A 13,329-nucleotide genomic window follows, 5' to 3' on the forward strand; every position below is an offset into this window, starting at 1 on the left:
GTGCTATTTGCCTATGGGTCGTAAATGACTTGGTTTAAAACTCCGAAAGTAGTTTAAGCCTGAGCCCTAGCTTTTGCTCAGGCATTAAAATATTACATAATAGAGCACTTTCCATCGTCTAAAGACAAAGTGTCTTCTTTATCTGCTAAAGTGGCAGCTGCTGGCGCACGATATATTCCATGCCGGCCACTGCCTACTAAGAATATTAACGGTAATAGGCTACCAATGGAGCGATGAATTTTACTATCCATAACAGCCGCATCATACGCTTGTTGTTCTTCAGAAGTCAGTGTCGTTTCCGATTCATATATTTCTTCTGTACTTGAGTCTTTATACTCACGATAGTAGATGGCATATGTCTCAATAATGCTTTCAACTTCAGCGGAGTTGACAAAAATTGATATTCATCACTTGGATGTGCAAGTTGTTGTGTAAAAATATTTCTTAAATAAAAAGAAAACATCCCGGGAGTAATTTCAGTATTAAATTCAGAATGATAATGAGTAGAAGTTACTTCATAGGAAGAAGTATGGTTTTTCTTAATATGAGGGGCATCAGGGCCTCTTACCCAATCGGCATGATATTCTGGCATTGTGTTAATAAAATGATTTTCCAAATGCTGCCAATTTCTTAAAGTAGCTAATTCCACAGCTTTCGACGTGCCTTTAATATAAATACTAATGGTGTTTTTTACAGATTGTATTTTGATTATTGCATTGCTTTGTTTAGTTAATTCTATATTAAAAGGCATTGGTTACTCCCAAAATAAAAATGGTATTCTAAATAAAATACATTAAGGAAAAATTAAGACCATCATTGGGGTTTTGTGTATAATTGTGAGTTTGAAGAGTATTTCATGGCATGTAAACATAGGCTGTTATGTTTCAATAATGGTTTTAATGCTGAATAAAATAGAGATGGAGATGATGTTTCCTGATGCAACAGAATTTGTTTTTTCTAACGGCAACCATTATTTTAGGGTTAACGCCAGGCAATGATGTATTGTACATTGCCAGTCAAAGTCTTAACAGCTTTAAGCATGGAGTAGTTGCAACCATTGGTGTTGGAACGGGACTTGCCATTTACGTTATTGCTTCGGTATTGGGATTATCTGGTATTTTGATGCATTCGCCACTGCTTTTTAATGTCATTAAAATCATTGGGGCTTTTTATTTATTTTATCTTGCTTATCAAGCATGGTCGTATGCAAAAAAGCAACCTAATCTTCATCAGGTACGAGTAATTTCTGTTTGGAAATCTTATAAAAATGGAGTGTTTACCAATATATTAAATCCTAAAGTGGGTATTTTCTTTTAACCTTTTTACCTCAGTTTGTAGATCCTGGACAGGGTAAGGTAGAGCTGCAGTTAGTAACGTTAGGAGGGTGTTTTTAATTTTAGGAACAGCCATCAATTTTCTGTATGTTTTTTATTTGTTTATTTAAAAGATCGTCTTTTTTCCAATGCTACCGCTCAAGCTTTTTTTAATAAATTAACTGCATTTGTTTTTTGTATGCTTGCTATAAACGTTCTTAGTTCCCAGCAACGATAAAAACTGGCAATATTAAGACAGAAGTTCAAGAAGCAGGGAGAACACTTGGATAATTCAAATCAGCTTGGTCAAGCTAAAAACAATATTGCAGGGGAAGTATTGCATTTAGCCTTGCTTTACCTGTTACTTTCTTTATTTATATTTGGCAGTCTTTATCATCAGTCTTTAATACAAAATTTAGGTTTTGGGCTATTTTTTACCGTAAGTTGGTTCTTTTGTTTTTTGCTTACTTCCTGGGTATATAATGATAATGATTTTACCCTGTTTCACAATGGATGGGCTGCATGCCTGAAAAGCCAATCCAATGCTTTTATCTGGAAAAAATTAAAAATTATTATAAATTTTCCAGTTATTTTTTGGCTCCTGCAATTTGTAATGGTTCTTTCAGCCTTGCAAATGATGTCGTTTAATCTCATGCTTATTAATATATTAGGAATGGTTGCCCTCTTATTGTATTGTGTCCTTTTTATCGTGAAACGCTCACTAGCAAAAACAGCGGACACAAGCAATATCCTAAGCTTTTGTATTGTTAAACTCATTGTTTCAATCTACATTGCCTGGTTTCTGCTGTACGTGGGGCTTATGATTATTGTTATTAATTTCACTCCATTGACACAACAACTTTTAACGCAAGTTAGCATGTTATTGGGCGTTATTTTAACGCTTTATTTAGCCAATTGTTTACCCAATACTCCCTCAACACGATTAAAATGGAGTTTTATCATTGGGTTTTTTAATATTGCTGTGATGGTTTCTTATTTTAGCCATGTTGTATTATTGGTTTGACAACGTACCGATTGAAACCTGGCAATGTCCCTGATTAGGCGACTTTGCGGTGCTCATTCTAATGATGAGTGTGTTCATGAGCACTATGATGCTTATAAAATAGCACATTGATTTGTAAAACAGGATGCTGTTGTGCGTTGAGGTCGTTGCGGAGCGAAAAAAGCCGGTTTATTTGCGATGATGGATGTTGATGGGGGGGTTAGGCGATCAATCACATTGTATTCAAGTTCTGGATCAGCTTGGACTGATGCATACAGCAGAGGAGACCATGCCAATTTAGGAGGAAGATTTAAACCATCAGGAATGGGGACACTTAAACGAGCACAAGCAAGATGGATGGTGGATAAAACAAAATCATGACAACTGATTAGGCGTTCTTTTTCGGTCAAAACATCTGTCGGGGAATGGGATAACGCCTCGTGTTTTTTCTTAATTCAGATAAATTAAGACTGCAATAATCATTGGCTTCATGATATTCGGTTTCTAAAAACTCTTTTTCAATTCGTAAAACATTATTGTGTGCCGCTTCATAGGCAATCGCAGCAATCTCAGCGCGTAATGCCTCACTAAAAAGGGGGCAATGAATGACAACCACATCTTTCGCCGCTGGACATGGCTCGATCACAAGGTGGCCTGTGTATTTGGCGAAATCGGTGAATTTCATATGCGCCACAACAGGATGACCTTGTTGAATGTCACAAACCAACATGGCATGATGCTGTGTATTGAATCCGGGCGCGTAACGTGCCCGAATGTCTATCTTAAGTAATATATCCCCAATAGAAATCATGAAAAATCTCGTTATCCCTATCTTTTAAAAATGATATAGTAAAGAACAAGTGTAATAAAAATCTTCAGAATAGACAGTAGTTCTGTGATGGTAAATAAAGAAAATTTTATCGACATCAATATTGAAACCCTGGTGCTTGTTGCTATTTGGGAATCTTCATGCATTTTTCAAGGATATTTTAAGATCATTGAATTAAGTAGGCGTGGTAGGCACCTGCTTTTTTTCAGATGTGAAGCTAAGGATGTTTATCAGTCTATCATTCACAATGATTTTTCACCTTATGATTATGAATTTACCCACTTATATCATGGATCAAATCTAATTCAGCTTGATACACTAGAGCAAGCGAAGGATCACGCCTTGTATTTATTGAAATACGCGCTTTATACAACATTATATGAAATGATATCCAACAGGAAACAAGCTGTCGTCTTGATGGATGATATTGCCATGCAGGCGATGATTAAAAAAATTGCCCCCATTCTGCATGGTACGGTTGATTTTCCTGTCGATGAGTCTCAAGTAGGATTTGCAACGGCTATGGATTTTTGCCCCAAAGAAGACATGGGGCAGTTAGCTGTGTTAGCGTTGCTTGCAGCCTTGAAAAATGAAGATGATGCAAGCAGTAAGATTCATTAGACCTTTTGCCTAGGTAAAAGGTCTATGAATGCTTATTGTTCAAGATTCAGGATAGTGGATGATGTTATGAAAACGGGCAATGGCAAGGGAGGGATTTCGATACCCATGGGCTTGATTGGCATTAAATCGCACTCCTTCTCCACAGCCTATCGTTTGCCAGTTTCCCCTAATTAAAACGTCCATGGTTCCTTCTATTACAATGACATGTTCAATGACCCCATGTTTATGGGGGGGAGATAGATGCTCACATCCAGGCAATAATTCAATAATAAAAATTTCACAATTTAATTGGCCATCAAAAGGAAAAATTGGCAGTACTCGAATGTTCTCATCATTGGGATGGAGATTTTGTGCCTGCCCAGTTCGATAAATCGCTTCATCAAAGTCCGTCGTTATGTTTTCAATAAAGGAAGAAAACGATGTGTGAAAACCACTGGCAATTTTCCATAAAGTCGCAATCGTTGGACTAGATTCTTCTCGTTCTATTTGTCCTAGCATGGCTTTACTCACGCCTGTTGCATGCGCCGCTTTGTCTAGACTCCATCCGCGTTCATGACGTAGGTTTTTTAAAGTTAATGCAATACGTTTATATATATCGTCCATAATCAATCTCGTCTAAATTCAAAGAAACAGCTTGTGCGCTATAACGCACAATGATACGATTATTCTATTATGCGTTATAGCGCACAAGTTGTGAATTAAAACTTTAATATGGAGGAGATGTATGGCGGCAGAACAGTTTAAAAATAAGTTGGTGGCAGTTCTTAATAAAAATATTGAGCCGGGTAAAGTCATGAATGCGCTGGCTCATCTGTGCATTGGATTAGGTTCAGTTATCGGTAAAGAGGCATTACGTCTCGCTACTTATTATGATGCTGATGATGGCTCACATCCATTTATTTCTGAAATGCCTTTTATTATTTTATCAGAAAATTCAAATAAAATTAGAAAGTTGCGTGCAGAAGCTATTGCAAACCATATTTTATTTAATGATTTCACGGATACGATGACGGTCGGTACGTATAAAGAACAACTTGAGAGAACATTGCAAGTGCATGATGAACATCTTATTTATTTTGGAATTGTTTTATTTGGTGATTGGAATAAGGTGACTGAATTAACTAGAAAATGTTCACTTTGGCGATAATAAATGGAGGTAAACATGCCTAAGGGTAATAAGCCATTGAGTCAAAGTGCGCAGAGTGTACAAACGGCGTTGTTAAAAAAAGGATTAACTGTTGAGATATTGGAGCTGTCTTCCAGTACACATACCGCTCATGATGCAGCGACAAGCTTAGGATGTGATGTAGGGCAAATTATGAAGTCATTATTATTTCGTTCAACAGAAACAAATCAACCTATTCTTATTTTGGCTTCTGGGGCCAATCGTGTTAATGAGAAGAGCATTGAAACTTTACTGGGGGAAAAAATTACTAAAGCTGATGCTGATTTTACGCGGGAGATAACTGGCTTTGCGATAGGGGGTGTGCCACCGCTGGGACATAAACAGATCATCCATTCTATTTTTATCGATGAAGACTTGCTGAAATTTGAAACATTGTGGGCAGCAGCTGGAACTCCACATGCTGTTTTTAGTCTGTATGCTCGTGATATCGAATGGTTGATTCATGGACAAATAGTTTCAGTGAAATAGGTTAATGATGAGAAAATTATTTTGGACCGACCCTTATCAACGTCATTTAATAACCACCGTTTTGACGGTTGATGATAATCGAGTTTTATTTGATGACACCATTGCATTTTCTTTTTCTGGCGGACAAGAAAGCGATAGAGCTTACATTAATGGATTAGCTGTTATTCATTCAGAAATGATCGGTAACCTGATTTATTATATTCTTCCAGACAACCATGCCCTGACTCCAGGCGATACAGTGGCGATGGAAATTGATTGGCCTCGAAGATATAGACTCATGCGTTTGCATTTTGCTGCTGAATTGGTGCTTGAGCTTATGACGCAAATGTTCGGCATTAAAAAAATAGGAGCGCATATTGGTGAAACCAAAGCCAGAATAGACTTTTTTACAATAAAAATATTTCTTATATCTTTGAACATGTATTGGCTAAATATAATGAAATCATCCTGGAAGACAAACCAATTAATACAGGTTTTTCTGATATTAAGCAGCAACGACGTTTTTGGGAAATTCATGGTTTTTCCAAAGTAGCTTGCGGTGGTACGCATGTAAAAACAACTTCAGAAGTTGGGTTTATTACCTTAAAAAGGAGCAATATTGGCAGGGGAAAAGAACGAATTGAGATTAGACTCGTTAATGCTGATCTTGGTTTAACTTAAATGTGTGTATCAAAACGTTCTGGTTTGATCATGGATAACAATAGAAAGGCTTTGAATTAAAAAAGAGAGGTGGCCTTTTTAACAAGACTTGCCGGAACAATTTGCAAGGAAAAATCAAGTGTAAGAGACATTTCAGGGATATTAAAAGATTGGCTTACCTTCCAGCACGGTGATAATCCACAATCATTACTGGCTATTACGACAGGGGGGTGTAGCGGTTTAGGGTGTAAAGTAAGTTTCTTTTTATTAATCTCAACACGCTTATCAAGCAAAAACTGATGCATTGGTCCCCAGGCGCCTGGAAGGTAATTTTTTCTTACGGCTGCAATTTCAGCAGGCGTGTCTTTATAACTGGCTGAAAGAGTTTCCACTAATACGTGTTGAGCCCAGTGACCAATGGTTGTTGTATCATCTGCATAGGCGGTGCAGGAAAACATGAAAAAGATAAAAACAGCCAATTTAATATGCATAATGTTGCCCTTGTGTTTTAAAGCGTTTTAAAACATAGGTTTTTGTATAATTTTAGATTAAAAAATCTAAATTACGAGTCCGTCTGTCATGAGCGATTTATGGTTGAATGATATCTGCCATGATAAGTCGCATCTTATAATGTGGCACAGGATGCCAAGGTGCAATAAATTCACCTGTAATTTTAAAGCCTGCTTTTTTATAGACATGCACTGCACGTTCATTACGGATTTCTGGGTCAATGTGGACTTCTTCCACATGCAAAAAATGTTGCATTAAAAGCTCATGGATCATTTGAACCGCAATTCCTTTTCCAATGTAATCCAGCCTACCAATGAACAAGTCAAGTGTGATGGCACTTTTTGGTTGCTCGAGTGTTTTTTCAAGTTCAGAGGTTAAAAGATAAGCGAAAGGCACATCGTTATCATAAGCTATCCAATGCATAGCCCAAGGATTTTTGGCGTGAACAAATTGCTCTAAATCTTTAATTGTATTTTTTAATCCCTCCCCATGGAGCCATTGATTAATGTGTGGTTGAGCAATCCATTCATGAATGAGCTGCTGTTGAGTTTTAGCAACAGGTTTAAATAAAAATTGGAAATTTTCCATGGGATTCCTGGATTTATGAAAAACGCTTAAGATCAAGGCAGAAAGAAATTTTGATGCGGAAGTTTAGACTAACTAAATGACCAAATCAAAATTTTCTTTTTAACGCGCAGATTAGCGTTTTTTCGTATGTTCTGATGAATGTTCTGTGGCTAGAAGCATATACACCGCCGGTACAACAAATAAGGTAAATAAAGTTCCAATGTCGATGCCGGAAGCAATAACCAAACCAATATTATAACGACTGACCGCTCCTGCTCCAGTGGCGAGAATCAATGGAATGACACCCAGAACCATGGCACCAGTGGTCATTAAAATCGGGCGAAGCCGTATGCTGGCGGCCATTTCAACAGCCTGGCGTTTATTTTTACCTTCTTGTTGTAAGTCATTAGCAAATGGTACGATTAAAATACCGTGTTTACTAAGCAGTCCGATTAAAGTAACCAGTCCGTGGATCGGGTGGGACAAATCAATGACCCATTTGGTTATTCCTGGAGGCTCGCCACACACAAGCAAGATTTGACGAGTGAACAGATCAAGAAGGGTGCTGAGGCTTTTTTATACAGATGGAAAAAAATGATGCATGTTAAGTTATAAACTTGGTTTTGGGCTGAATTTATCATATTTTATGAAAGGAGAAATCTACACATGAGTTGTCTTATCATTTTTAATCATGCCCCATACGACGGCTCTGATGTGGCATGGAATGGATTGCGATTGGCAGAAAAGCTTTTAGAAACCGGTCAAGAAGTACGGCTGTTTTTGATGAATGATGCTGTCGATATGGCTCGTGAGGCAAACAAGCCTCCTGCTGGTTATGATCAAGACTTATCGGCAATGCTAAAATCCTTAATTATCAAAGGGATAACCGTAAAAGTATGTGGCACTTGTATGGCGCGGTGCGGCTTATATAAAAATCACCCATATTTTGAAGGTGCTGAAAAGTCAACGATGGCGGAATTGGCAGAGTGGGTGATTAGTAGCGATAAAGTCATAACGTTTTAATGAAATGAATGACGAACTTTTAATGATCAAAATGGAGTGATAAGTAGGATTAAGGTTTAAACAGTTTAATCTCTGTTGATTTTGTTATAAAAATACTTGAAATGTATATTTTTTTAAAACGTTGGACTATCTTTATATTTATAGGATGATGCATGTGAAAGGAAGATTAAATGAAATGGTTCAAATTTATAGTATTTCCCATCATTTTTTACGCTTATACCTCTCTTGTTTTTGCCGATGTCATTAAAGTAGGAACCATGATTTTCTACCCACCGTTTGTCATGTCCGTCAATCAAGGATTTGATGTGGATTTAATTCAGTCTCTTTGTCGTAGAACGAATTTGCAATGTCAGATGGTGCCTATGGATTTTAATAAAATTTTTGGAGCATTAGACTCAGGAGCTATTGATGTGGCTATTGGGGGGATTGTCATTACCCCAGAAAGGTTGAATCGCTATATATTTACTACTCCTTATTTGCTTAGTAAAGGAGAGTTTTTAACGCTACAGGATAATAATCTCCAGTCCATCACCGGTTTAAAGGGAAAGAGCGTTGGCGTCATCAGAGGCGAACAAGACGAAGGAGTCTTTTATAATTATTTAAATACCAATTATGCCGATGAATTTCAAATTAAAGCTTTTGATGATATAGCGGATGTTCTTACTGCTTTATCTAATAAAGAGATTGCAGCAGCATTCGTCCATGAATCGACAGCCATTTATTGGCAACAAAATGGAGGAGGACAATTTCAATTGCTGGGACCTCCGACCATTATAGGCGAAGGGATGGGAATCATGGCGCTGCCCAAAAATATCAACTTAATTCAGCAATTTAATCAGCAGCTTCAAATTATGGAAAACGATGGAACTTACATTAATTTATACAGTACTTATCTTGGGAATGTTCTATAGGAACATTTAAGCATAGCTGTGCAAAAGAAATTGGAACCTGTTCTTCGGGATGATTTGTTGCCATCGATGTCTGTTTAATCTGGATACCTGAATATTGAAATAAACGTGGTGGCATCTTCCTTGATGATGACTGCATTTTTCCCCAAGTCCCATTGTTTCCAAGACGCATTTTATTTTAAACGATATGGGGCACGCATGAGGCTTAGAAAAGTTTTTTAGCCCTTCCGGGCCGTTTGCTTCATAGAGAGTGAGATATTTTGTTGGAGTTCTTCCATGACTGGCATAGCGGCGACAAGTTCAACATCAACGCTTAGACTGATAACAATCATGGCTTTATTATTCATATCACGCTTCCTTCAGACTGAATATAAATATGCGATTTCGTAAGTTTTCAGGCGCACTTCAATATTTATAGCCTTGTAGCCTGGTTAATGCTTGCGGTAACCGGGTTTTAAGTCATTTATTCCCCCGCATCGCGACACTCATTTTTAATATTTTCTTTGCACAGTTGCATGCAATGATTATCTTCACGACTTCGGCATTTATCGATGCATAACGTTAGCTGTTGTTGTACACATAGCGCTTGATCGCTTTGTTGTGCTTGCATGGCTTCTTCAGAAACATCAGCCGCTTGCGCGGGAAGAAAAAATAATACCCATAGCAGACCGATGATGTATTTGTTCATAATAGACACTCCTTACCTATTTTTTCTCAATATAGCAATTGAATGATGCAGTCACCATAGTACAACTTAAAAGCATGCTTGCAATCCCCAAAGGTTTTTTGAATAATGCCCGGTTGATTGCTTATCTTAAGTTTAGGGGGAGAACAAAACGGTGATAAACATAAAATGGAAACCATTGACTCTGGCATGCGTAGGAACATGTCTGGCCATCAATGTGCATGCAAGTAGCCGAGATGGGCTTTATTTTGGTGCAGGTATTGGTGCGGCATTCGACCAATTTGATTTAACAACAAAAAACATCATCAATGGGTTTACTGTAAAAAGCCCAATGAATGAAAAAACCAGTGCGGTCGGGAATGTGTTTGTTGGCTATGGTGGCACCGCTGATTCCGGATTTTATTTGGCAGGAGAACTTGGCACTTATTTTCCTAGCCGTTCTGCCACGAATTATGGTCGTCCGGGCGTATTTATCACTGCGTCAACATTTACTGATACCATGCGTGTTCAAGATTACGCGACTATCGATGCATTGCCCGGGTATCGACTGAATGAAGCTTGGCTATTATATGGACGAGCTGGTTTAACCTATGCTCATTTTGAGCTTAATCAAGCAGCGACTGCGTTGGTGCCAGCGTTTAATTCTTCTGAAAATAAATGGGGTGGACGAATTGGTGCGGGGTTAAATTTTGCATTTAATAGTAATCTAGGTATTGGTTTAGATTACTTCTATACGCATTATCCAAAAGTGAATACAACGGCAGGAGCGTTTAATACCAGTTTTACCCAGCAAGTATGCAGCAATTACGTCGGAATTTCTGCTTTATATACTATATAGGGTTATACTGTAGACCTCTCCTCTATGGAGAGGTTATTTTTTATCAATTCAAGACTGATGTTTTAGTGGCATTGACTATATTCCATTAAAATGTCATTGATTAACATTATTTGCTTTTAATTTCATTATCATGAAAGCAGAATACTGGCAGCAAAAATGGCAATCCAACGAGATTGGATTCAATCAGGCAGAACCTAATCAATTAATGCAGCGTTATTTTTCCTGTTTAAATCTGGAGTCGCATGCCCGGATTTTTGTTCCTTTATGCGGAAAAAGTATCGATATGTTATGGCTTTCAGCCCAAGGATATGAAGTCATTGGTGTGGAGCTCAGCCAACTGGCCTGCGATGCTTTTTTTAAAGAAAACAATAAGGTGGCTAGCGTATTTGAACTTTCAGCTTTTACTGTGTTTCAGAAAGAGCCCATTACTTTGTTTGCAGGGGATTTTTTTCAATTAAGTAAAAAACAAATTGGTCAGCTCGATGCTGTGTATGATCGGGCAGCATTGATTGCATTACCTACTGAGTTACGTAAACGCTATGTGGCTTATTTATTGACATTACTGGATAAAAACACACAGGTATTTTTAATCGTCACGTCTTATGATCAGCGTGACATGGAAGGGCCGCCATTTTCAGTAGATGAACAGGAAGTTAAGGCGTTGTATGGAGAACATTTTAATATAAAACAGTTGTATAAAAAAATAATTAAGGTTATTCCAGATCACCTTCATGCCAAGGGACTTAAATCTGCGATTGAACAAGTATATTGTTTGCAAACTAAGTGATCATAACTGCTTCAAACGTAACCATAACAATTCATATGCTATAATGTTTGTACACCATTGAGATATCTTATTATCAGGGAACGAATTATGAATAAATTACATTTAAAATTATGTGTGTTAATGGCTGCAATGGGGATATCTTTACCTGGGTGGGCGGAAGATACTCCATGTAAATCATTGGCTGAAGCTTGCGTGCAAGAGGGATATTATATTGGCGGCAATAAAGTTGGGAAAGGATTAGTGGAAGATTGTGTCATGCCAATTATTAATCATAAAAAACGATACCCAATGTTACATTCAGTGAAGATCAGCTTCAGCAATGCAAAGCAGAGCTGGATAAAAAACTGCAGCGAGAAAACGTCAAAATGAATCAAGGAACTAATCAAGAATAAAAATTAGTCTTAAGGTCAGGTGTTTTTCTACTTGGCCTGACCTTAAGATAAGTAAATATTAGGTTCTAATAACAAGCGTGTAGTATTGTTTTATCATTTTGCAAATGAAAGATCAGTTACCTAATCTGTAAAGGTCAATGTCTTAGGACGGTTTTGATTTAATGAAAAAAAATATCATATTATTTATTGTTTCTTTTGCCATGTTCATGGAAACAGTAGATACCACCATCATTAATACGGCCGTTCCAATGATGGCGCGCAGTTTAAATGTAAATCCCATAGACCTTAAATTAGCTTTAATCAGTTATTTGGTTAGTTTGGCTATTTTTATTCCAATTAGTGGTTGGATAGCAGACAAATATGGCGTTAAAAAAATCTTTATAGCTGCTATTTCTATTTTTACTCTGAGCTCAATTTGGTGTGGATTTTCGCATAGTTTATCAGAGCTGATTATTGCACGATTTATACAAGGTTTAGGGGGATCTTTAACGCTTCCTGTTGGACGATTGATCATTGTGCGTACTTGTGAGCGCCATGAATTAGTTGCAAAAATGAGTATTGTAGTGATAGTTGCTGCCGTTGGGATGATGATGGGTCCAGTATTAGGAGGTATTATCACGAATTATTTCTCGTGGCGCTGGATATTTTGGGTAAACGTGCCTGTTGGTTTTCTGGCAATATTTTTATCCATCTATTTATTGCCTGTCATGCCTGCTCTTCCTGTCCATGCATTGGATAAATTTGGTTTCATCTTGTTTGGCAGTGGGCTTGCGTTATTAACTTATGGCTTATCCATCCTTAGTGAATCGGAAGTGCAAGATGTTCATTCCATCTTAATCATTGGAATTTCATGTTTGTTATTGATTTTTTATATTTGGCATTCTCATCGACAGCAACATCCCATCGTGAGAATCGAGCTATTACATTCAAGGACATTTCGTGTTTCTGTGATGGGTAATTTGCTTGCACGCTTAGGATTTGGTGGTCTTCCTTTTTTATTGCCGTTGCTTTTGCAAATTGGTCTTGGATTTTCTCCACAGTTATCTGGATTATTATTGGCACCAACCGCTCTCGGCGTTATTTTGGTGAAGCCTTTGTCAGTGTCCATATTAAGGTTTTTGGGTTATAAAAAATTATTAATTTTAAATACAATTTTGGTTAGTTTAGTACTGTCGATTTTTTCTTTAATTGACCAATTTTCTTCAATTTATAGTATTGGATTTTTAACCTTTATTTATGGGTTTTTAATTTCATTACAATACACAGGTATGAATTCATTGGCATATGCCAATATTTCTCATGAGGATCTTAGTGCTGCAACGAGCATTATGAGTACTATTCAGCAGTTGGCTCAAAGCTTTGGAGTAGCTGCTGCAGCCATTCTTGTAAAATTGTTTTCAATTAAATTTCCCAATCATTTGTCTTTATCCATACATACTTTCCATCAAGTATTTATTGCGATAGGGATATTGACACTTTTATCAACCATTGTATTTATGCATTTGAAAAAAGAGGACGGGCAAGAATTAATTACAATGCCTGCGTCCTAGATGCATTTTA

The 13,329-nt window shown here is 37.3% G+C and carries 20 protein-coding genes and 2 pseudogenes; 12 read left to right on the plus strand and 10 right to left on the minus strand.

Annotated features, from left to right (window positions below; genetic code table 11):
- Positions 1–92 precede the first annotated feature (92 nt).
- Together LOA_RS14665 and LOA_RS05990 are read right to left on the minus strand one after the other, a co-directional pair.
- Positions 93–251, minus strand: coding sequence for a hypothetical protein (locus LOA_RS14665; protein ID WP_158423026.1), 159 nt, complete (start codon positions 249–251; stop codon positions 93–95).
- Between the two features lie 35 nt (positions 252–286).
- Positions 287–751, minus strand: a complete 465-nt coding sequence (locus LOA_RS05990; RefSeq protein ID WP_025385559.1) for a hypothetical protein — start codon at positions 749–751, stop codon at positions 287–289.
- Between the two features lie 185 nt (positions 752–936).
- Here LOA_RS05990 and LOA_RS05995 point away from each other — a divergent pair, with 185 nt between their 5' ends.
- Positions 937–1,317, plus strand: a complete 381-nt coding sequence (locus LOA_RS05995) for a LysE family translocator (RefSeq protein ID WP_052335900.1) — start codon at positions 937–939, stop codon at positions 1,315–1,317.
- Positions 1,318–1,596: 279 nt separating this feature from the next.
- On the plus strand, positions 1,597–2,337 hold the full coding sequence (locus LOA_RS06000; RefSeq protein ID WP_025385560.1) for a hypothetical protein: 741 nt from the start codon (positions 1,597–1,599) through the stop codon (positions 2,335–2,337).
- A 92-nt stretch (positions 2,338–2,429) separates the two neighbouring features.
- On the opposite strand, the gene LOA_RS06005 is transcribed toward LOA_RS06000, so the two are convergent.
- Positions 2,430–2,726 carry a hypothetical protein gene (locus LOA_RS06005; RefSeq protein WP_025385561.1) on the minus strand — a complete coding sequence of 99 codons (297 nt, stop codon included), beginning with the start codon at positions 2,724–2,726 and terminating at the stop codon, positions 2,430–2,432.
- Positions 2,723–3,127, minus strand: coding sequence for a hypothetical protein (locus LOA_RS06010; RefSeq protein WP_025385562.1), 405 nt, complete (start codon positions 3,125–3,127; stop codon positions 2,723–2,725). Before LOA_RS06010 ends, LOA_RS06005 begins: the two co-directional genes overlap by 4 nt.
- Before the next feature lie 87 nt (positions 3,128–3,214).
- On the opposite strand from LOA_RS06010, the gene LOA_RS06015 reads away from it, so the two are divergent.
- Positions 3,215–3,766: a hypothetical protein gene (locus LOA_RS06015; protein ID WP_025385563.1), complete on the plus strand. Its 552-nt coding sequence runs from the start codon at positions 3,215–3,217 to the stop codon at positions 3,764–3,766.
- A gap of 39 nt (positions 3,767–3,805) precedes the next feature.
- On the opposite strand, the gene LOA_RS06020 is transcribed toward LOA_RS06015, so the two are convergent.
- A complete protein-coding gene (locus LOA_RS06020) occupies positions 3,806–4,369 on the minus strand; it encodes a helix-turn-helix domain-containing protein (protein WP_025385564.1) in 564 nt (187 codons plus the stop codon).
- 121 nt (positions 4,370–4,490) lie between these two features.
- On the opposite strand from LOA_RS06020, the gene LOA_RS06025 reads away from it, so the two are divergent.
- The 3 genes and pseudogenes from LOA_RS06025 to LOA_RS06035 all read left to right on the plus strand — a co-directional run bounded on the left by LOA_RS06025 (position 4,491) and on the right by LOA_RS06035 (position 6,080).
- A complete protein-coding gene (locus LOA_RS06025) occupies positions 4,491–4,913 on the plus strand; it encodes a DUF2000 domain-containing protein (protein ID WP_025385565.1) in 423 nt (140 codons plus the stop codon).
- Positions 4,914–4,928: 15 nt separating this feature from the next.
- Positions 4,929–5,420, plus strand: a complete 492-nt coding sequence (locus tag LOA_RS06030) for a YbaK/EbsC family protein (RefSeq protein WP_025385566.1) — start codon at positions 4,929–4,931, stop codon at positions 5,418–5,420.
- 7 nt (positions 5,421–5,427) lie between these two features.
- A pseudogene (locus LOA_RS06035) lies at positions 5,428–6,080 on the plus strand (alanyl-tRNA editing protein).
- A gap of 56 nt (positions 6,081–6,136) precedes the next feature.
- Here the strand turns inward: LOA_RS06035 and LOA_RS06040 are convergent.
- From LOA_RS06040 to LOA_RS06050, 3 genes and pseudogenes are all read right to left on the minus strand, one after another.
- On the minus strand, positions 6,137–6,550 hold the full coding sequence (locus tag LOA_RS06040) for a hypothetical protein (RefSeq protein ID WP_238551348.1): 414 nt from the start codon (positions 6,548–6,550) through the stop codon (positions 6,137–6,139).
- 97 nt (positions 6,551–6,647) lie between these two features.
- Positions 6,648–7,157 carry a GNAT family N-acetyltransferase gene (locus LOA_RS06045; protein ID WP_035893908.1) on the minus strand — a complete coding sequence of 170 codons (510 nt, stop codon included), beginning with the start codon at positions 7,155–7,157 and terminating at the stop codon, positions 6,648–6,650.
- 111 nt (positions 7,158–7,268) lie between these two features.
- Positions 7,269–7,604, minus strand: a pseudogene (locus tag LOA_RS06050) (efflux RND transporter permease subunit); the annotation flags it as partial.
- A 198-nt stretch (positions 7,605–7,802) separates the two neighbouring features.
- On the opposite strand from LOA_RS06050, the gene LOA_RS06055 reads away from it, so the two are divergent.
- On the plus strand, positions 7,803–8,159 hold the full coding sequence (locus LOA_RS06055) for a DsrE/DsrF/TusD sulfur relay family protein (RefSeq protein WP_025385568.1): 357 nt from the start codon (positions 7,803–7,805) through the stop codon (positions 8,157–8,159).
- A gap of 170 nt (positions 8,160–8,329) precedes the next feature.
- A complete protein-coding gene (locus LOA_RS06060; protein ID WP_025385569.1) occupies positions 8,330–9,070 on the plus strand; it encodes a transporter substrate-binding domain-containing protein in 741 nt (246 codons plus the stop codon).
- Between the two features lie 215 nt (positions 9,071–9,285).
- Here the strand turns inward: LOA_RS06060 and LOA_RS15785 are convergent, their stop codons facing one another.
- Positions 9,286–9,414: a hypothetical protein gene (locus LOA_RS15785; protein ID WP_272946930.1), complete on the minus strand. Its 129-nt coding sequence runs from the start codon at positions 9,412–9,414 to the stop codon at positions 9,286–9,288.
- A 116-nt stretch (positions 9,415–9,530) separates the two neighbouring features.
- Positions 9,531–9,755 (minus strand): hypothetical protein, encoded by a 225-nt coding sequence (locus LOA_RS06065; protein WP_025385570.1) that lies wholly within the window; start codon positions 9,753–9,755, stop codon positions 9,531–9,533.
- A 151-nt stretch (positions 9,756–9,906) separates the two neighbouring features.
- On the opposite strand from LOA_RS06065, the gene LOA_RS06070 reads away from it, so the two are divergent.
- From LOA_RS06070 to LOA_RS06085, 4 genes are all read left to right on the plus strand, one after another.
- Positions 9,907–10,590, plus strand: a complete 684-nt coding sequence (locus tag LOA_RS06070; RefSeq protein ID WP_035893920.1) for an outer membrane beta-barrel protein — start codon at positions 9,907–9,909, stop codon at positions 10,588–10,590.
- Positions 10,591–10,720: 130 nt separating this feature from the next.
- Positions 10,721–11,377, plus strand: a complete 657-nt coding sequence (gene tmpT / locus LOA_RS06075) for a thiopurine S-methyltransferase (protein WP_025385572.1) — start codon at positions 10,721–10,723, stop codon at positions 11,375–11,377.
- Positions 11,378–11,464: 87 nt separating this feature from the next.
- Entirely contained in the window at positions 11,465–11,746 is a 282-nt protein-coding gene (locus tag LOA_RS06080) for a hypothetical protein (RefSeq protein ID WP_238551349.1), read from the plus strand.
- A 184-nt stretch (positions 11,747–11,930) separates the two neighbouring features.
- Positions 11,931–13,319 carry a DHA2 family efflux MFS transporter permease subunit gene (locus LOA_RS06085; protein WP_025385573.1) on the plus strand — a complete coding sequence of 463 codons (1,389 nt, stop codon included), beginning with the start codon at positions 11,931–11,933 and terminating at the stop codon, positions 13,317–13,319.
- The last annotated feature ends 10 nt before the right edge of the window (positions 13,320–13,329 follow it).

The organism is Legionella oakridgensis ATCC 33761 = DSM 21215 (genome assembly GCF_000512355.1).
Lineage (GTDB): Bacteria > Pseudomonadota > Gammaproteobacteria > Legionellales > Legionellaceae > Legionella_A > Legionella_A oakridgensis.

Coding starts and splice junctions, on each gene's coding strand:
- LOA_RS14665 (WP_158423026.1), bottom strand. CDS start 251: ATGGATAGTAAAATTCATCGCTCCATTGGTAGCCTATTACCGTTAATA.
- LOA_RS05990 (WP_025385559.1), bottom strand. CDS start 751: ATGCCTTTTAATATAGAATTAACTAAACAAAGCAATGCAATAATCAAA.
- LOA_RS05995 (WP_052335900.1), top strand. CDS start 937: ATGCAACAGAATTTGTTTTTTCTAACGGCAACCATTATTTTAGGGTTA.
- LOA_RS06010 (WP_025385562.1), bottom strand. CDS start 3,127: ATGATTTCTATTGGGGATATATTACTTAAGATAGACATTCGGGCACGT.
- LOA_RS06015 (WP_025385563.1), top strand. CDS start 3,215: ATGGTAAATAAAGAAAATTTTATCGACATCAATATTGAAACCCTGGTG.
- LOA_RS06020 (WP_025385564.1), bottom strand. CDS start 4,369: ATGGACGATATATATAAACGTATTGCATTAACTTTAAAAAACCTACGT.
- LOA_RS06025 (WP_025385565.1), top strand. CDS start 4,491: ATGGCGGCAGAACAGTTTAAAAATAAGTTGGTGGCAGTTCTTAATAAA.
- LOA_RS06030 (WP_025385566.1), top strand. CDS start 4,929: ATGCCTAAGGGTAATAAGCCATTGAGTCAAAGTGCGCAGAGTGTACAA.
- LOA_RS06040 (WP_238551348.1), bottom strand. CDS start 6,550: ATGCATATTAAATTGGCTGTTTTTATCTTTTTCATGTTTTCCTGCACC.
- LOA_RS06045 (WP_035893908.1), bottom strand. CDS start 7,157: ATGGAAAATTTCCAATTTTTATTTAAACCTGTTGCTAAAACTCAACAG.
- LOA_RS06055 (WP_025385568.1), top strand. CDS start 7,803: ATGAGTTGTCTTATCATTTTTAATCATGCCCCATACGACGGCTCTGAT.
- LOA_RS06060 (WP_025385569.1), top strand. CDS start 8,330: ATGAAATGGTTCAAATTTATAGTATTTCCCATCATTTTTTACGCTTAT.
- LOA_RS15785 (WP_272946930.1), bottom strand. CDS start 9,414: ATGAATAATAAAGCCATGATTGTTATCAGTCTAAGCGTTGATGTTGAA.
- LOA_RS06065 (WP_025385570.1), bottom strand. CDS start 9,755: ATGAACAAATACATCATCGGTCTGCTATGGGTATTATTTTTTCTTCCC.
- tmpT (WP_025385572.1), top strand. CDS start 10,721: ATGAAAGCAGAATACTGGCAGCAAAAATGGCAATCCAACGAGATTGGA.
- LOA_RS06080 (WP_238551349.1), top strand. CDS start 11,465: ATGAATAAATTACATTTAAAATTATGTGTGTTAATGGCTGCAATGGGG.
- LOA_RS06085 (WP_025385573.1), top strand. CDS start 11,931: ATGAAAAAAAATATCATATTATTTATTGTTTCTTTTGCCATGTTCATG.